The 16,957-nt window shown below is 58.9% G+C and carries 21 protein-coding genes; 10 read left to right on the plus strand and 11 right to left on the minus strand.

Annotated features, from left to right (window positions below):
• Window positions 1-10 precede the first annotated feature (10 nt).
• The 7 genes from ACFOW6_RS06215 to ACFOW6_RS06245 all read right to left on the minus strand — a co-directional run bounded on the left by ACFOW6_RS06215 (window position 11) and on the right by ACFOW6_RS06245 (window position 6,377).
• A complete protein-coding gene (locus ACFOW6_RS06215; RefSeq protein ID WP_382421477.1) occupies window positions 11-985 on the minus strand; it encodes a flagellin in 975 nt (324 codons plus the stop codon).
• Window positions 982-2,298 carry a flagellar hook-associated protein FlgK gene (flgK, locus tag ACFOW6_RS06220; RefSeq protein ID WP_382421478.1) on the minus strand — a complete coding sequence of 439 codons (1,317 nt, stop codon included), beginning with the start codon at window positions 2,296-2,298 and terminating at the stop codon, window positions 982-984. The genes ACFOW6_RS06215 and flgK overlap by 4 nt, the downstream gene beginning before the upstream one ends.
• Before the next feature lie 52 nt (window positions 2,299-2,350).
• Window positions 2,351-3,664, minus strand: coding sequence for a flagellar hook protein FlgE (locus ACFOW6_RS06225; protein WP_382421479.1), 1,314 nt, complete (start codon window positions 3,662-3,664; stop codon window positions 2,351-2,353).
• Between the two features lie 188 nt (window positions 3,665-3,852).
• On the minus strand, window positions 3,853-4,377 hold the full coding sequence (gene fliW / locus ACFOW6_RS06230) for a flagellar assembly protein FliW (RefSeq protein ID WP_382421480.1): 525 nt from the start codon (window positions 4,375-4,377) through the stop codon (window positions 3,853-3,855).
• A 35-nt stretch (window positions 4,378-4,412) separates the two neighbouring features.
• On the minus strand, window positions 4,413-4,877 hold the full coding sequence (locus ACFOW6_RS06235) for a hypothetical protein (protein ID WP_382421481.1): 465 nt from the start codon (window positions 4,875-4,877) through the stop codon (window positions 4,413-4,415).
• 4 nt (window positions 4,878-4,881) lie between these two features.
• Window positions 4,882-5,241, minus strand: a complete 360-nt coding sequence (locus tag ACFOW6_RS06240; protein ID WP_382421482.1) for a rod-binding protein — start codon at window positions 5,239-5,241, stop codon at window positions 4,882-4,884.
• On the minus strand, window positions 5,241-6,377 hold the full coding sequence (locus ACFOW6_RS06245) for a flagellar basal body P-ring protein FlgI (RefSeq protein ID WP_382421483.1): 1,137 nt from the start codon (window positions 6,375-6,377) through the stop codon (window positions 5,241-5,243). The genes ACFOW6_RS06240 and ACFOW6_RS06245 overlap by 1 nt, the downstream gene beginning before the upstream one ends.
• Before the next feature lie 264 nt (window positions 6,378-6,641).
• Here ACFOW6_RS06245 and ACFOW6_RS06250 point away from each other — a divergent pair, with 264 nt between their 5' ends.
• Together ACFOW6_RS06250 and dksA are read left to right on the plus strand one after the other, a co-directional pair.
• Window positions 6,642-7,052 carry a flagellar assembly protein FliX gene (locus ACFOW6_RS06250; RefSeq protein WP_382421484.1) on the plus strand — a complete coding sequence of 137 codons (411 nt, stop codon included), beginning with the start codon at window positions 6,642-6,644 and terminating at the stop codon, window positions 7,050-7,052.
• Between the two features lie 115 nt (window positions 7,053-7,167).
• Window positions 7,168-7,584, plus strand: a complete 417-nt coding sequence (gene dksA / locus ACFOW6_RS06255; protein WP_382421485.1) for an RNA polymerase-binding protein DksA — start codon at window positions 7,168-7,170, stop codon at window positions 7,582-7,584.
• Window positions 7,585-7,702: 118 nt separating this feature from the next.
• On the opposite strand, the gene flgH is transcribed toward dksA, so the two are convergent.
• Genes flgH through flgF form a run of 4 tightly spaced genes read right to left on the minus strand, consistent with a single transcriptional unit; the run spans window position 7,703 to window position 11,112 of the window.
• The gene (flgH, locus tag ACFOW6_RS06260; protein WP_382421486.1) at window positions 7,703-8,485 is read right to left on the minus strand and encodes a flagellar basal body L-ring protein FlgH; all 783 of its coding nucleotides are present in this window, start codon (window positions 8,483-8,485) and stop codon (window positions 7,703-7,705) included.
• Between the two features lie 23 nt (window positions 8,486-8,508).
• A complete protein-coding gene (flgA, locus tag ACFOW6_RS06265; RefSeq protein WP_382421487.1) occupies window positions 8,509-9,492 on the minus strand; it encodes a flagellar basal body P-ring formation chaperone FlgA in 984 nt (327 codons plus the stop codon).
• Window positions 9,493-9,506: 14 nt separating this feature from the next.
• A complete protein-coding gene (gene flgG, locus ACFOW6_RS06270) occupies window positions 9,507-10,292 on the minus strand; it encodes a flagellar basal-body rod protein FlgG (RefSeq protein ID WP_382421488.1) in 786 nt (261 codons plus the stop codon).
• Between the two features lie 52 nt (window positions 10,293-10,344).
• On the minus strand, window positions 10,345-11,112 hold the full coding sequence (gene flgF, locus ACFOW6_RS06275) for a flagellar basal-body rod protein FlgF (protein ID WP_382421489.1): 768 nt from the start codon (window positions 11,110-11,112) through the stop codon (window positions 10,345-10,347).
• Between the two features lie 270 nt (window positions 11,113-11,382).
• Between flgF and ACFOW6_RS06280 the strand changes: the two genes are divergently transcribed.
• The 8 genes from ACFOW6_RS06280 to ACFOW6_RS06315 all read left to right on the plus strand — a co-directional run bounded on the left by ACFOW6_RS06280 (window position 11,383) and on the right by ACFOW6_RS06315 (window position 16,952).
• The gene (locus ACFOW6_RS06280) at window positions 11,383-11,904 is read left to right on the plus strand and encodes a flagellar basal body-associated FliL family protein (protein ID WP_382421490.1); all 522 of its coding nucleotides are present in this window, start codon (window positions 11,383-11,385) and stop codon (window positions 11,902-11,904) included.
• Window positions 11,905-11,937: 33 nt separating this feature from the next.
• The gene (gene fliM / locus ACFOW6_RS06285) at window positions 11,938-13,026 is read left to right on the plus strand and encodes a flagellar motor switch protein FliM (RefSeq protein WP_382422095.1); all 1,089 of its coding nucleotides are present in this window, start codon (window positions 11,938-11,940) and stop codon (window positions 13,024-13,026) included.
• Window positions 13,023-13,538, plus strand: a complete 516-nt coding sequence (locus ACFOW6_RS06290; RefSeq protein ID WP_382421491.1) for a DUF6468 domain-containing protein — start codon at window positions 13,023-13,025, stop codon at window positions 13,536-13,538. The genes fliM and ACFOW6_RS06290 overlap by 4 nt, the downstream gene beginning before the upstream one ends.
• Window positions 13,535-14,272, plus strand: a complete 738-nt coding sequence (locus ACFOW6_RS06295; protein WP_382421492.1) for a MotE family protein — start codon at window positions 13,535-13,537, stop codon at window positions 14,270-14,272. The genes ACFOW6_RS06290 and ACFOW6_RS06295 overlap by 4 nt, the downstream gene beginning before the upstream one ends.
• A 133-nt stretch (window positions 14,273-14,405) precedes the next feature.
• Window positions 14,406-14,795, plus strand: coding sequence for a response regulator (locus tag ACFOW6_RS06300; protein WP_382421493.1), 390 nt, complete (start codon window positions 14,406-14,408; stop codon window positions 14,793-14,795).
• Between the two features lie 11 nt (window positions 14,796-14,806).
• On the plus strand, window positions 14,807-15,454 hold the full coding sequence (locus ACFOW6_RS06305; RefSeq protein WP_382421494.1) for a protein phosphatase CheZ: 648 nt from the start codon (window positions 14,807-14,809) through the stop codon (window positions 15,452-15,454).
• 65 nt (window positions 15,455-15,519) lie between these two features.
• On the plus strand, window positions 15,520-16,158 hold the full coding sequence (locus ACFOW6_RS06310) for a hypothetical protein (RefSeq protein ID WP_382421495.1): 639 nt from the start codon (window positions 15,520-15,522) through the stop codon (window positions 16,156-16,158).
• Window positions 16,155-16,952, plus strand: a complete 798-nt coding sequence (locus ACFOW6_RS06315; RefSeq protein ID WP_382421496.1) for an OmpA/MotB family protein — start codon at window positions 16,155-16,157, stop codon at window positions 16,950-16,952. The genes ACFOW6_RS06310 and ACFOW6_RS06315 overlap by 4 nt, the downstream gene beginning before the upstream one ends.
• Window positions 16,953-16,957 lie beyond the last annotated feature (5 nt).

Here is a 16,957-nt window from a genome sequence, read left to right on the forward strand (position 1 = left end):
CCAAGCCCGTTCAGCGCAGGAAGTTCACCAGCGAGGTCTGGAGCAGACGGGATGTGCTCTGGTAGCTGGCCTGCAGAACCGTCTGGGTCATGGAAAGCTTGGTTGACACCTCGGCCAGATCGGCATCTTCGATTTTGCCGGCGGTCTTCTCCAGGAAGTCCAGGGTTCCATTGTGAACCTCGCGCTTCGCGGCGGCTCGTTCCTGGTTGAAGCCGTTGCGGGCCTCAAGTTCTCCCAATCCTGTAACGGCACGTTGCAGCCAGTCGCGAGCTTCGGCAAGACGGGCGTCAGGATCAGCCACGGTGGTGTCGGTGACCGCGGATTTGGCATAGAGCAGGGAATTCACAAAATCCTGGATGGCCGGTTCAGCTACGCTGACACCGTATTCCATTCTCTCGCTATCATCGATATGGATACCATCACGGTTCCAAAGATCCGCACCGTTAATTGCCCCATTTGCATAGGCAGGGGAGTCGCCGGGAACTTCAGCCGGATCTCCTGGTTGTTTCAGGGTTGTGATATCAGTGACGTCAATATCGGTAAGGCTGACTGTAGGAGGTTCCTCGGTGGCCGACCCGGAAAAGAGAAAACGGTCTCCATCCTTGGTTCTCAAAGCGGCTTCGATATCGTTTAGCCAGCCGTCGATCTGATCCGTCAGGATCTGTTCGGTGACCTTATCCTGATCATCCAATCGGATCAGGGTTTCGCGAGCATCCGAAGCTGTTTCCGATAGGGAATTCAAAGAATTCGCATAAATCTCCGTGCGCCGATCCACGGCATTCAGGCTACGCAGGTAGGACTCCGTGCGCTGGGTCACTTCCTTGCCCTTCAGCAGCTGCCCGGCGTCGCGCGAGACGCCGGCGAGGCCACCGGGCTTCTTGCCCGTCGCCAGTTGCTCCTGAAGACTATAAAGCTCGTTGTTCAGAGACTGTGTCTGCCGGGTCAGATCCAGAAAACGGCCATATGTGCTGTTGATGGAAGTCATCGTGCCACCGCGTTCATAAGAGTATCCATCATGTCACTGACGGTCTGCATGACCCGCGCATTGGCGGCGTAGGCGTTCTGCAGGGCAATCAGGTCCGCCATCTCCTGGTCCACATCCACACCGACCTTGCCGCGAAACTTCGCTTCCAGCGCATCGCGCGAAGCCGTGGCGTTCTCCAGGTTGTGCTTGCTTTCCGCCTTGAAGCTGGCGGTGTTCTCTATGATGCCCCCAAGCTGGCCGCCGATGTTGTCGTCGATCAGGGCCTGGGACACAGTGCCGCCTGCGTCGTTCTGGAGGGCTTCAGTGCCATTCAAGATCGCTGGCTTGACCTGCAATGTACCGGCGCCAGGGGCGGCAGGGGTCTGGAAGAAAATGTCTCCGGCTCCGCCATAGGCATCATTCACCGTGGTTCGCAGATCCACAGCCAAGCCATTCAGCTGATCCTTGAGTTTCTGGATCGTGCCAGCCGCCGGATCGTTGTTGCCTGCGAGCGTGTCGTCCAGCATGCGCACTCGTGCACCCACTTCCCCATCCTTGAAGGCATTGGTGACGGTGCTGCCATCGTTCTCCTTTATGATATCGTCGCCATCCCAGGAGAACTGTTGAGCCGAGATGCCAACGAGTTGGGTGCCGCTGGAGGTGTAGACCTGAGCGCGGCCCTGCTCGTCCATAAGCACACGGGTGTCGACGAGACCCGAGACTTCCTTGATGGCGGCATCGCGTCGGTCTTCGAGGTTGCCGACGGTCTCACCCGAGGCCTTGGTGCTGGCGATCTCCTTGTTCAGCTTCTCGATCTCGAGCAGCTTGTCGTTCAGGTGGTCCACCGATTTTCCAACTTCCTCCCGCATTTCCCCCTCCATGCTCTCTGTTTGCGCATAGAGGTGGTTGACTTCCTTGGCCAGTGCATCAGCGGTGCTGATTACCCGTGTCGCCATGGTGTTGTTCTCCGGTGTGGCCTCGAAATCGCGCAGTGCGGTCTCGAAGTCGCTGAAGAGCTGCATCAGGCGTGGATTATCGGCATCGATGTTCAGCATCTCGCCCAGCCGTTCGGCCGTTTCGGCTCGGGTTTCGTTGCCGGAGGCCTGGGAGGTCAGGCTGCGGACGTCCTCGGCGATCCGATCTGCCACGCGGCGCTCAACACCCTCGATATATGGCCCGGACAGGCCAGTGCTGGAATGACTGGAATGCTGCAGGACCTTGCGGGTGTAGTTCGGGTCCTGGGCATTGGAGATATTGGAGCTGGCAACCTCGGTGCCGGCCTGGGAAACTCGGAGGCCGGCAAAGGCATTGTTCAACGCGACGCTCAACGACATGTCCGGCCTCCTTTCCCTGGTTTGTTTCAGTCTAGGACTGAAAGGTTAACGATTACCTGCTGATATTGATCACTTCGGCCAGCATCTCGTCGGCCGTGGAGATCACCTTGGAGTTCGCCGAATAGGTTCGCTGGGCCGTGATCATCTTGGTGAATTCGTCACTGATGTCCACGTTGGAGGCCTCGAGCGTTTGCGACGAGATCGTACCGTTGCTGCCCAGACCCGGCGGATTCAGGCGCGGCACGCCGGACTCCGGGCTTTGCTGGAAGGCATTGCCGTCCAGGCGGGTCAGGCCATTCGGGTTGTTGAACTGGGTCAGGGGGACCTGGAAGTAAGTCTTGGTCTGACCATTGTCGTAGTTCAGGTTCACATAGCCCGCGTCATCGACATAGAGATCCTTGAAAGCTCCGGGAGGCACACCGTTCTGGTCCAGGGAGTTGAGTTGCAGTTCAGTGCCCGTGTATTGGGTCGTGCCATTGGCTCGTTCGAAATTTCCCAGGTTGATGGTGATATCCTGGGGATCAATCCCCGACCCGAAATCAAGGCCCTGCAGAGTTATCTCGGCTGGGTCTCCAGCTGCCTGGGTGGCGGGCGGTGTTATGTTTGGATCCGCACTTGTATCGATGCCGTTAGCAGCAATCCGCCCGTTGTCAAATTCAAACTCGACGGGACCATAGCTGACAGGAGTGCCATCGGGAGAATTGATGGACAGCTCCCAGATATTGTTGGTGGCAGTTTTACTCCATACGAGGTCAAGATTCCTTTGGTTGCCAACGGAATCGTATATCTGGATGGAGTTTGCCGGCAATGTTGTACTCGGATCCAACTGAGAGGGCAGGTTCGCCGCATACTGGATGTTACTGGTTGGAACGGGTGAGTCCTGCAACTGTGAAATCTGAATGGGTTTCACGTCTGCCGTATTGGCAACTCCTGTTCCCGGATCCACATCCCAACCATTCAGGTGATAGCCTGACGAATTCACGAGGTAGCCATTCTTGTCGACTTCGAAGTCTCCGGCGCGTGTATAAAAACTGCTGGGCTTGAAGTTCACTTCACCGCTGTTGGGGTCCACACTTTCCGGTTGGCTGACCGAGAAGTAGCCCTTGCCGGTCACACCGAGGTGCGTGCTGACCTGGCTCTGTTCCATGTTGCCCTGGACGTCGTGACGGAACGAGGGGCGAGCGCGGACGCCGCCGGCTTGGTGCTGGTTCTGGTCGGAGGCGGTGACCAGGGTGGAGAAGGCGGTGTCGACGCGCTTGTAGCCCGTGGTCCGCGAGTTGGCGATGTTGTCCGAGATGTTGGCCAGGGCGGAGGACTGGGCCCCCAGGCCGCTGACCGCTGTGTTCATTGCTCCATAGACGCTCATGTCTTTCTATCCCTCAAGGAGTGGATGGGACCTATCTGTCGATTGCAGACAAGCAAGGTTCGTGCCAAAGAAATCGTGCTTCAGCTTGTTGATATAGTTTGGATTTCTATCCAGTGTCCTTGGCTTCGGGACGGGGCGGGGCAGTTCTTGCCGCCCGGGTGAAGTTTCTGTCGTCATGCGCATGCCGTTCATTCGGCGGCCATCGGATGACGAATGGGCAGGATCTCATCCATCAGGATGCGCTGCCAGCCGATCCGTCGCCGCCAGTCGAGCAGCAGAGGTGCCCGGCGGTTGGCGAAAAAGCGGGTTCCCCGCGCGCAGCGTGACGGAGTGACGATCAACAGTGTGCGCAGGTCGCCCGCCGCAATACCAAGGCGCCGCTCGGCCCATTCCGTCTCGTCTTCCGGAAGTTCCCCGCCGACAGAGGAGGGGGGCACGACGATGAATCGTGGTCCGCCATCCTTCCGGCTGCTCAGCAGGAAGGCATTCGGCAACTGGCTTTCGGCCATCGGACTGAGTCGGAAATTCTGTTCTTCGGGATAGCCCAGCAAGCCACGCGGGAACGAGAGCTCGATGCAGGTTCTGGCCCCCTTCCTGTGCTTGCCGGTCTCGCGGGCCGGGCGAAAGCCGTGGGGAATGCCGGCATGGGGAACGGAGATGCCGGGCACATGAAGGCCGTCGGTGTGGCTCGTATCGCGGAACTGCAATGTCATGGTCTGTGTCTTTCCTTGCTGGGACCGGCAAGCGGTCAAAGGCTTTCGTTGATGCGAAGCGAAACGGGGGCGCTGCCCGGTTGGTCGCTGCTGTGCTGACCCGAGGACGCGTAACCGCTGGCCTCGCGCCTTTGGGCCTCGACGGCCCCGGCGATGGCCCTGAATACGCGATCGTGGGCGTCCATGGCCGCTTTCAGGGCATTCTCGTTGGCGCGCGCAGTTTCACTCAATCGGTCGACCACATCCTCGAGCTCGTCACGCAATCGCGGTTCAAGGCTTTCCGTGAAACCCGGGTTCTCCTGCAGTTCGCGAGCCTGGAGACGGTATTCCTCGGTCAACTGGGCCTTCTGTTCGGACAATTCCTGGATGCTGCTGATCTCGAGCTGGCGCAGGAGGTTGATCTCACGATCCAGAACGGAGGTCAGCTCGCGTGCAAGTTCGATGAGGCGCATCATCGAGGTTTCCTCCGGAGGCTGTGCAATGGCCTGATTACCGTACATTGTCTTATTCCTCCTGCATCTTGACCATTTCGCGGGCCACCGTGTCGGCAATTCCAATGCCGCCGCGCTGGGCCACGGACTTGCCGATTTCGTCGACCAGCAGGGAGCGGTACATGCCTTCTGCCTGCCCACCACCGAAATACCCTTCGGTTTCGAGGCCTTCGAACATCGGCGCCAGCATCTGGGAGAGGAAGACGGCTTCGAAATCCTGTGCCGTTTCCCGGATCCGCGGATCCATCTCACTCCCATTCTGGCCTGCCTTTTCAGCCTTGGCTGCAGCCTGGCGAGCATTGGTGGCTGCAATATTGTCCCGGGCGATGCCTTGCAGCGTCTGGAATGTGGCTGTCCCGTCGAGTGCGTTCATCACATCACCTCCAGATCGGCCTGCAGTGCGCCGGCAGCCTTGATGGCTTCCAGGATCTTGATCATGTCGCGCGGGCCGACACCCAGTGCATTCAGACCGTTGACCAGATCCCGCAGACTGACGCCCTCGGGCATGACGGCAAGCTTGCGCTCCTCGTCCTCATCCACCTCGATCTGCGTGCGCGGCACCACCACGGTTTCGCCTTCGCCAAAGGGGTTGGGTTGGCTGACCTGGGGGGTTTCGGTGATGCGGATGGTTAGGTTGCCCTGAGCGATCGCCACTTCGGAGATGCGGACCTGTTCGCCCATCACGATCACGCCGGAATGCTCGTCGATGACGACGCGTGCCGGCTGGTCCACGCGCACCGGCAACTGTTCGATGTCGGTCAGCAGGTCCACGGTGGAGCCGGGGTAGTCGGCAGGTACGCGAATGTTGATGGTGGCGTTGTCGATGGCCTCGGCCGTGCGGTTGTTGAGCAGGGCATTGATCGACTGCGCGGCGCGGCGTGCGGTGGTGAAATCGGGATTGTGCAGGGACAGCTTGACTTCGCGCAGGCTGTTCAATTCGAATCCGATCTCCTTCTCGATCGTGGCGCCATTGGCAATGCGGGCACTGGTTGGGGTGCCGCGAGTCACGGACGTAGCTGCTCCCTCTGCTTCGAAGCCTCCGACGGAAAGCGGCCCCTGGGCAACTGCGTAGACTTCCCCGTCCGCACCCAAGAGCGGTGTGACCAGGAGCGTTCCGCCTTGAAGGCTGTCTGCATCGCCCAGGGCGGAGACAGTAATATCAGTGTTGGTGCCCTGGCGCGCAAAGGCCGGCAGTTCGGCCGTGACCATGACAGCGGCTACATTCTCGGTCTTGAGATCGGGACTGCGCGTGTTGACGCCCATGCGCTGAAGCATGCCGATCAGGCTTTCACGGGTGAAGATCGAACGGGAAAGGTCATCGCCCGTCCCATTCAGTCCCACCACAAGGCCATAACCAATTAGCTTGTTGCTGCGCACGCCTTCGAATGAGGCGATATCCTTGATCCGGTTCTGTGCGTGAGCCGGCCGTTCCATTGAAATCGCCATGACGGCAAGCAGCAGCGTCAGGGAGATCACGGTGCTCATGAAGCGCAGGTAACGCATGGCCATCTTTCTGTCCCGTATTGTCCAAACGGCCTTTCCGGCCTTCTTGCAGGAATGGTATGCGAGGATCATGCCAGATTCCCCTTTTTAAATTTCTTGTTCGAAAACAATGTATTATGCGGAGGTGAAAATTTTTCCAAGCGCCAGGTGAGCGGAAGTTCCTGGTGCAGGGGGTAATTTTTTCCCGGCTGTATGACCTCTTCATCCGTCGTTAACCATTCCACGGCAGACTGCGATTCCATCAATCAACGCTTGGCAAATTGTCAGCTCATGAAGATCGACTCATTCTCCTCAACGCAATCGACTGGCGCGAAGCGCCGCACATCCAGTGGCCGCAGCGGGGATGGATCTTTTTCGCGGATCCTCGGTGACAGCGGTCAGAGCAGCTCGGTCAATCAAAGCGGACCGGTCGGCACGGTGGATTCCCTTCTCAGCCTGCAGGAGGTGGGGGGCGGATCCGATCAGCGCCAACGCAGCCATCAGCATGCCAAGGACGTCCTGGACCAACTCGAGGAATTGCGCCTGGAGCTTCTCTCGGGACGGCTGTCCCTCTCGTTGCTGGAGCGTATCGGCAAGTTGCTTGCGGACCGCCCGGAAGACAGTGGCGATCCGCAGCTGGAAGGCATCCTGCAGGACATCGAGCTTCGCGCTGCGGTCGAACTGGCGAAACTGCAGCGCTGAGCGGGAGAATGGGTCAGCTCGGCAATAGCGGAATTGCGCCGTTTCAGGGGGCTTGTCCCCGCCCTCAAAAATCATATACTCCGCGCGCATTTAGCATTTGCCGTGAGAGTTCCGTATGACGGTTACCTTGCCTCCCGACTATCGGCCTTCCGAAGACGAAAGCTTCATGAATCCGCAGATGCGGGAATACTTTCGCCAGAAGCTGCTTCAATGGAAAGCCGAGCTTCTCAAGGAATCCGGTGAAACAATCAATCACATGCAAAGTGAAAGCCTGGCCGAGCCGGATGTGGCCGATCGCGCATCACTGGAATCCGATCGCTCCCTGGAACTGCGGACACGCGACCGGGAACGCAAGCTGATCGCCAAGATTGATGACGCTCTGCAGCGTCTCGAGGATGGCAGCTATGGATATTGCGAAGAGACGGGTGAGCCGATTGCGATCCGTCGGCTGGAAGCCAGGCCGATTGCAACGCTGTCGCTTGAGGCGCAAGAGCGTCATGAACGCCTGGAGCGTACCCAGCGCGACGACTGATCCGCGCGTTATGCACGGTATCTACTTTTGAAGTCATGAAAAAAGGGCCGGTTCGATGAACCGGCCCTGAGTTTTCCAAGCTCGGGACAGACGCCTGGAAGTATCCGTTTTCCCGGCCTCAGAAGGGCCAGATGATGTCGAAGACCTGCTGGCCATAGCGCGGCTGCTGCACGTCGGAGAGCTCTCCACGTCCACCATAGGAAACACGCGCCTCAGCAATCTGGTCGTAGCTGATCTCGTTGAGGGTCGTGATGTCCTCGGGCCGCACGATTCCGGCGATCTTTAGCTCGCGCAGTTCAAAGTTGACCCGGGTTTCCTGGCGTCCCGAGATGACGAGGTTCCCGTTAGGCAGGACATCGGTGACGATGGCCGCAATCCTGAGGTCGATCTCCTCCTCGCGGGAGATATTACCGGTGCCGCCGGCTTCCGAAGTGCTTCCGGCAGAGACAAGGTTTCCGGGGTCGACTGCGTTTGGCAGGACGTTCCGCAACCTGGTTTCGTAGCCTAAGAAGGAATTCAGGGACGAGTTCTCGTCGCTGTTACGGCTGCGATTCGTGGTGTTGTTCATCTCAGCGCTGTCATTCATCTGGATAACCACGGTTACGATGTCGCCCGCTTCGCTGGCACGCTGGTCTTCGAAGAAGGTACGACTGCCGCTTTTCCACAGCGAGTTGGCGTGCTGTTGGGGTTCAGGTGCCGCCTGCTGCCGCGGGTTCGTGAGAGCGGCCTGTTGCTGGGCCTGAGGGCTGACCGGGATATCGATTTCCGACATGTCCGGCGCCTTGCCGACCCGGGAGAGACGTTCGGCAGCATTGCAGCCGGCCAGAGCCAGGCCCAGCAGGCCGATCATTACGAGCTTGCCCATGAAGCGGGGCAGGGGGGAGATGTAGGTGATTTTCATGATCTGGATCCTTCCGGACATGGTCAGTTCAGCATGGCCGTACTGTGGCCGCCTACGGACACGAGTCCCGTATCCTCCACAACAGCCTCGATGATCTGATTGGACTTGGCGTTCATGACACGAATGACAGCGCCGTCCGTGCCTTCCTCCAGTGCCCGCCCGGAAACGGTAAGATGCAGGTTGGAGTTACGATAGCGAATGGTCACGGAACTGTTCTTTGTGACAAGAACAGGTTCCTTGAGGTCGCTCGCACGCAGGCTGGTGCCGGCGCGCACTGTACGGCGGGGACTCTTGCCGATCATCTGGACCGGGTCCGTCACGGCTTCGGCATGAAGGCGGTCGGCCCGCTCGGACTCCCAGCTGATGTCCGCCTCGCGGATGACATCACTGGGGCTGATGCGCCGATTGAGCGTGGGGACATCCACCAGTTCATAGGCGCGCCCGCTCAACTCCACCCGCACCAGGGGAGAGCCGTTGTCAGGATAGACCAGGCGTGCGCGGAAGCGATTGCTCTCTTCGTTGCGCTCCAGCCCAACAATGCCAGCTTCCGCGTTGTCGACGCGTGGGACATGCAGGGTTTCCTGCGGGTCCTCCAGAGAGATGTCGAGGTCCATGTCCTCGCCTCGAACACGGAAAGCCTGCTCGATCATGTCGAGGAGTTCTCCGCGCTCCAGGCGAATGCTGGACCGTTCCACTTCGGCATACTCCAATCGAGAGCGAGGAGCCCAGTCGATTCCGTAGTTGCGAGCCAATGTGGCCAGCCAGCGGGCTTCCAGTTGCACCGTCGTCCCGGCTGCCGGAGCGCGTCCGATCGGGGTGTCGGCCTGGTCCTCGAGACCACTGAAGATGTCGCCGAGCCTCACGAACTCTTCTTCGACAACGATGGAGCGGTTGAGGGAGATCATCTCCTCGACATCCGGCTCCGTTTCGGCTGCAGCGAACTGAGGGACGGCGATGGATAGAAAGCCGGCTGTCAGGAGGCTCGTCAGTAGTGAGTTTTTCATCATGTTATCCTCCCGTATCAGCGAAGCTGGGTGACGCTGCGCAGCATCTCGTCGGATGCCTGGATGCTCTTGGAATTCATCTCGTAGGCACGCTGGGCGCTGATCAGCGAGGTGATTTCCTGAACCGCGTCCACGTTGGAGGTTTCCAGAGCGCCTTGGGTTATCGTGCCAAAGCCTGCCTCTCCGGGAACGGCAGCCTGGGGCGCGCCCGATGCGGGTGTTTCCAGAAACAGGTTCTGGCCCATGGCTTCGAGGCCTGCGTCGTTGGGGAAGACAGCCAGTTCGAACTGGCCCACCTGCTGCGGAGCTACCTGGCCGTCCAGCTTGACCCAGACTTCCCCGTTCTCGTTCACGGAGATGGATGTGGCCTCCGCCGGGATATTGATGCCAGGCTCCACCATGAAGCCGTCCGGGGTCACGATATCCCCGTCCGGGCTCATCTGGAAGGAGCCGGCACGGGTATAGGACGTCTCGCCATTGGGCATTTCCACCTGGAAGTAGCCGCGGCCGTTCACCGCCAGGTCCAGACTGTTGTCCGTGATCTCCAGGTTGCCCTGCTCGTGAATGCGATAGACTGCTGCCGTGCGGACGCCGAGACCGATCTGAACCCCCGAGGGAACGATCGTTCCGGTGTCCGAGGAGGCTGAGCCGACGCGACGCAGGTCCTGATAGAGCAGGTCGTTGAATTCGGCCCGGCCGCGCTTGAAGCCGGTGGTGTTCATGTTGGCGATGTTGTTCGAGATGACATCCACGTTCATCTGCTGAGCAAGCATGCCGGTTGCGCCAATGCTGAGAGAGCGCATGATCAGATTTCCTTTCCTGTAAACCGAAGGGCTGTCCTGTTCGAGGTCATGCCTAGCGTCCAGATGAACCCAGGATCTGAATGGCCTGTTTCTGCCGTTCGTGTTCCTGGTCCATCATGTTCTTGGTAGACTGGTAGCTACGCATGGTTTCGATCATGCGGGTCATCTCAACGACACCCTGAACGTTTGAATCCTCGAGCATACCCTGCAGGATGGAGACGTCTTCTGCCTCCGCGGCCATGGGCTCCTGGTCTTCCGCATTCAGAAGTCCTCCGGCCTCGCGTTTGAGTTCATATTCCTCCTCGAACTGCACCACTCCGATCTGGCCAATGGGGAGACCTCCCAAGGGATTGGCGGGATCACGGACCGCAATGGTGCCATCCTTGTTGATGACAACGTCCGAAGCTTCCGGAGGCAATACGATGGGGGCGCCGTCCATGCCCATGACCGGATCCCCCTCGGAGGTCACGATCTGACCGTTGTTATCCAGCGAGAAGTTGCCTTTTCGGGTATAGCGCGCTCCATCTTCGGTCTCGACCGTAAAGTAGCCGGGTCCGGAGATGGCCACGTCCAACGGATTGTCGGTGTTGATCATCGGACCTTCACTCAGATCGCGCACGCTCGCCAGGTCCTGGACCATGCTGATCTTGCGGAAGGCGCCGGCTCCCATGTCACGGGTATCGGCAAGATATTCCGAGAACATCATCGATTCCCGCTGATATCCTGGCGTGTTCATGTTTGCCAGGTTGTTCGTCACGACATCCATTTCCCGGCGGAGGCCGGTCAGCCGTGACAGGGCTATGTAACTTGGGCTTTCCATGGTTCGTCTGTCCTTATTTCGTGCCGAGCTCTTTTGTGAGCTTCTTGCACCTTCGCAGAAGCAGGAAGCGTGCCAGTTCGTTAAATTATTTTATTTCAATGAGTTATGGAATTCGATCTGAAGGCGGACGGGGGATTTCGGAAATCTTTTCGTTCCGGCGGGCAAAAGCTGCCGCAACGAAACTTCTGCTGCGGAGAAACGAGTTGTTAACCATCGTCCGTTAGGTTTGCGGAACCTGCAGATAACGAAATGATTCAGGAAGCGACCAGAATGGCCGATGCGGTTGTAGACAATGATACCGGGGATGATGAAGTCGAGGTTCTGCCCCGGAAGTCTGGTCTGAGTGGCAAAAAGCTTGTCCTCTTCATCCTTCTTCCCCTTCTGATTCTGGGGGGCGGCGCCGCTGCCCTTTATTTCACCGGCATGCTGGACAAGCTGCTGGTGCCGGTGGAGGCCGGTGAGAAAGAGGAGGGGAAAACCGAGGACCTCAGGGTTTTCTACGAGCTTCCGGACATGCTGGTGAATCTCAATTCAAATGACGGCCGGTCCGGCTATCTGAAGCTTTCCATCAGCCTGGAGCTCAAGGATCCTGCCGCCTTGGCGGCTCTCGAGAAGGTCCAGCCGCGGATTATCGACAGTTTTCAGGTTTACCTTCGGGAACTGCGCGTCGACGACCTGGAAGGGTCGGCCGGAATGCAGCGCCTGCGCGAGGAACTGTTGATGCGCGCCAATACGACGGTCGACGAGCCCGAGATCAGCGATGTGCTGTTCCGCCAGATCCTGGTTCAGTAAACCCCGGAGAGCAGTGGACGCCCCATGAGTGATATGCCGGACAACAACGAGACCCCGGACGCGGAGACCGACGAAGACTACGATGCCCTGATGGCCGAGTGGGAGGCCATGGCGGATTCGGAAGACGGCGAGGAGGTCGAGGGGTCTTCCGAGCGCGTGCTCGATCAGAGCGAGATCGACAGCCTGCTGGGCTTCGATGATGACGGCAGAGGGGGCGGAGACAACGAGGGCATCAATGCCATCGTCAACTCGACGCGGGTGTCCTACGAGCGGCTTCCGATGCTCGAGGTGGTCTTCGACCGCCTGGTACGCATGATGTCCACCTCACTGCGCAATTTCACGTCCGACAACGTGGAGGTCAGCCTGGACAACATCACTTCGCAACGTTTCGGCGATTACCTCAATTCCATTCCGTTGCCGGCGATGCTGGCCGTCTTCAAGGCCGAGGAATGGGACAACTACGGCCTGATGATCGTCGACAGCAACCTGATCTATTCCATCGTCGACGTGCTGCTGGGCGGGCGTCGTGGAACGGCGGCCATGCGCATCGAAGGGCGTCCCTACACCACGATCGAGCGCAACCTGATTACGCGGCTTATGAACGTGATCCTGATGGATCTGTCGGCGGCCTTCGACCCCTTGTCTCCGGTGACCTTCCGCTTCGAGCGTCTTGAGACAAATCCGCGCTTTGCCGCCATCGCACGCAACGCCAATGCGGCGATCAATACGCGTCTTCGCATTGACATGGAGGATCGCGGTGGCCGCGTCGAGCTTGTCCTGCCCTATGCCACGTTGGAGCCGGTCCGCGAACTGCTGCTGCAGATGTTCATGGGTGAGAAGTTCGGCCGGGACTCCATCTGGGAAAGCCATCTGAGTGCGGAACTCTGGCATACCGAGGTGGCGATCGACGCCGTGCTCGACCAGCTTGAAATGCCGCTGAGCAGTATCCTGAACCTCAAGGTCGGGGATCAGATCCCCCTCAACAAGACACCCAGTTCCAAGGTTGCCCTGCGCTGCGGGGACGTGGAGATGTTCAAGGGACAAATGGGGCGGCGCAACGGCCATATTGCCGCAAGGATTTCCGACAAGTTGATCCGCGGGCCCGGGGAGTTCGACCAATGACAGTGGAATTGATGATAGATGCAGGACTTGCCGTTCTGCTCGTGGTGACAATCGTTTATGCGATCGTTCTAAACAGAAAACTCAACCAGTTCCGCAATCTGCGTGAAGAAATGCAGGGCATGGTTGGTGACTTTGCCAAGGCCACCCAGGATGCGGAAAAGGGCATCGCCAGTTTGCAGGAGCGTTCGCACACGCTGGGAAGCGACCTGGAGACCCATGTCAGTGCCGTCGAGGGACGTGTTTCGGAGGCGCGCAGCCTGGCCGATGATCTGGTTTTCCTGGTGGAGAAGGGGACCTCCGTGGCCGATCGCCTTGAGACGGCCGTCTCAAGGGGGCTATCGGCAAGCCCGCAGCCTTCGGACGGTGATGTGCAGAGTGGGAAAGTCGAGCCGCTCAGCAAGAAGACGGCCGGAACTGCCGGAAATCGCGAAAAGAAACAGGCAAGCAAGTCCGCCGAATCCGTTTCTCCGGAAGCACGAGAGCTACTCAAGACACTGGATGGAATTCGATGACGGTATCGCTGAAGGATGGCGCCGTGCAGTTGAAACGGACGCCGCGCCTGAGACTCCTGCCTCTGGTCATTTTTCTCGCGACGCTGACCCTTGGCTTTCGTGTCATCGACGTCTGGCAGGGTGTGGAGGTCGCCGCCCAGGAGGACGTCGCCGAAGAAGGCCAGGAGAACGCGCGTGCCGAGGATAAGGACCAGCAGGCCGCTCAAGCAGGAGACCAGGTGGCCGAGACCGATCCTCAAGCGCCGGAAGAGGGGAAGGCGCGCGCAGATCAGGCACTTGACGGAGAAAAGAGTCTTTCCGCCGTCGATCCGTTTTCCATGACGGAGACGGAGATCGAGCTCCTGCAATCCCTGGCCGGGCGTCGGCAGGAGCTGGAACAGCGCGAGAAGGCGCTGGAAGAGAAGGAAGCCTTGCTCAAGGCGACCGAGACCCGTGTCGAGGAGAAGATTGCCAGGCTCGAGGAAATGCAGGGCAGGATCGAGGGCCTTCTGGGCGAATTCGACGATGAAGAGCAGCAGAAGCTGGAGAACCTGGTTCAGATCTACGAGAAGATGAAGCCCAAGGATGCGGCCCGCATCTTCGAGCAGCTGGACATGGAAGTTCTCCTGGCCGTGATCACCCGCATGAAGCAGCGCATTTCGGCGCCGATACTGGCGGAAATGCGCCCGGATCGCGCGCAGCAGATCACCGTGCGCATGGCAGAAAAGCGCGAACTTCCGGTCCTGGGCGAATAATCACCCCAGCACCATAAATTTTGCGCGGCTTTACCCAACGTTAAGAAGCAGCGACTAGTTTGCTTATCAGGGCAGTTCTGTACTGTCCAAGGCAAGAAGTCGGAACACACGGAAAAAAGACGGAGTATTTTACATGGCAGGTGTGGACATGAATATGCAGATCCTCATCGTTGACGACTACAAGACGATGCTCAGGATTATTCGCAACCTGCTGAAGCAGCTTGGTTTCAATAATGTCGATGAAGCGACGGACGGAGCCACGGCCCTTCAGAAGCTGCGCGACAAGCCCTATCAGCTTGTCATCTCGGACTGGAACATGGAGCCCATGAGCGGGCTGCAGCTGCTCAAGGAAGTTCGTACCGACACCAAGCTGAAAGATCTGCCCTTCGTCATGATCACGGCGGAAAGCAAGAGTGAAAACGTGGTTGCTGCCAAGCAGGCCGGCGTTACCAACTACATCGTCAAGCCGTTCAACGCTGCAACGCTGAAGAATAAGCTGCAGGCCGTTCTCGGCGCGTTCTGAGGTCATGAAGCATGGCAGCCGAAACAGAAACAAACGGATACGAACAGCGCCTCGAGGCTCTGGTCACCCGCTACAAGGACATCAATCCGGATGATCTGGTTAGTATCGTGGAGGGCATCATAAATACGGCCCAGGGCGATCTCTCCAGCGTCAATCTGAAGGTCTACGGCGAGATCGAGGCGCTCTCTCGCTATATCCATTCGGCGCGTCAGGAAATCGCCTCCCTGAGGCCCGACGAAATCACCGACGAACACATTCCGGCGGCCGGCGAAGAGCTGGAAGCCATCGTTGGCGCCACCGAGCAGGCCACGAATACGATCATGGAATCCGTGGAGGCCATCGAGAATGAGGCGGCGAACCTGCCGCCGGAAACCGCGGAGCGAATCACGAACGCCGTCACCAATGTCTATGAGGCTTGCGGGTTCCAGGACATAACAGGACAGCGTATCACCAAGGTGATTCACTGTCTGACGCATATCGAGGAAAAGGTTCACGCCTTGCTGGAGACTTTCGGTGAACCGGGAGACAGGCCAGTGCGTGAGCGCAAGCCACAGAAGACTTCCGAAGAAGCGGATGCCGCGCTCATGAACGGGCCGCAGTCCGGCGAAAGCGCCATCAGTCAGGATGACATCGACGCGTTGCTCGCCAGCTTTGACTGAGGCGTGTAATGCGGATAGAGCCAGGCATTCAAAGGCAGGGATCCGGATCCAGTACAAGCAGCCTGATGGCCCTGTTGAGCCTGAAGCTCCTGTTGCTGGCCTTCTTCATACTTCTGACTGTCCTGGCACAATTCGAGACCGAAAGGGTCAAGAAGGTCGTCGCAAGCGTGAACAAGACCTTCGAGGGGCGCGTTGAAGTCAACCGCGCCATCGATCCCTTGCCGGGTGCCGATGGAATCCAGCAGGGGGGCGCTCCTGCCCTGAGTGAACTCAGTCGTCTTTTCCGTTCCTACCTGCCCAACGCGAACATGGAAGTCGATCCGGCTCTGGGGGAACTGCGCCTGGAAGTGCCGGTCGAGGACGTCTTCCTGAATGGCAGCACGCGACTCAATGGCCGTGCAGAACGCCTGATAGACCGTATCGCCGCCGAGTTGGCTGTCCGTGAGGCCAACGAGCAGGACTACGACGTGGAGCTGTTCAATGGTTTTGCCCGACAGTCCATGGGCCATCTTCTGGACAGTGCGGGCAAGGATCCTGTCTTCATGCGTGCCGGAGCTCTTGTGCGCGCCTTCATTGATCGGGACCTGCCCGAATCCAAGCTTTCCGGCGGTCTCCTGCCCGGCGAGGAAGGGCAGGTTCGCATGGTGGTTCGTCTCTGGGGTGGTGAGGGTGAACCCGATGATGTCCCGGAGACCAGGCCATGACGTCCCAAGACGGCGGTAGGGGCACGGAACAGGGCAAAAAGGGTCCCTATATTCCCTTTGCGCCAGGGATGGGGGCGACAGGAGGCATTCCCTCGGGCGCTGGTGCTGGCGGCAAGAGCGGTGCATGGCTCGTGACCTTCACGGATCTGGTGGCTCTGATGCTTGCCTTCTTTGTCATGATGTTTGCCATGATGACGTTGGACGAACAGAACTGGGACGCCTTGAGAAGCAACTTCCTGGGGCAACTCGAGACCCTCAAGGAAGATCCCGTTGTCTCTCCGGATCATGAAAAGGACATGGAGACAGCCCGCTTGAGGCCGGGGATCAACCTGAACTACCTGGCGGCCCAGCTTCGAGCGGAATTCGCAGGCAGCGAATACCTTGATCAAGCCGCCGTCCATCGGCGAGAAGACCGTTTGATCGTCGAGTTGCCGCACGACATGCTGTTTGAAACCGGGGCAATAGAGCCTATCCCCCGTGCGGAGCGAGCCATCTTCACGATTGGCGGCCTGTTGGCCCGGATCAGGAACCGTATCGAGGTGGTAGGTTACACCGACCCCCAACCTATCGAGGACGGACCGCACAGCAACTGGGAACTTTCTCTTGCACGTGCCGCCTGGGTGGCGCATTTCCTGAAGCAATCCGGGTATCGTCCCGATATCGTCATTCGCGGTCACGGTGACGGACGTTTCGAGGAACTGACCCAAGCCTCGGGTGAAAACTCATCTGATGGGTTCCGGCAGGGACGGCGTACGGAAATTGTGGTCCTGCGGGATGCCGGCGATCTGGAGTAAGCTGC

Origin of the sequence: Fodinicurvata halophila, from assembly GCF_042651425.1 — a bacterium.
Classification (GTDB): Bacteria; Pseudomonadota; Alphaproteobacteria; order Kiloniellales; family DSM-21159; genus Fodinicurvata; species Fodinicurvata halophila.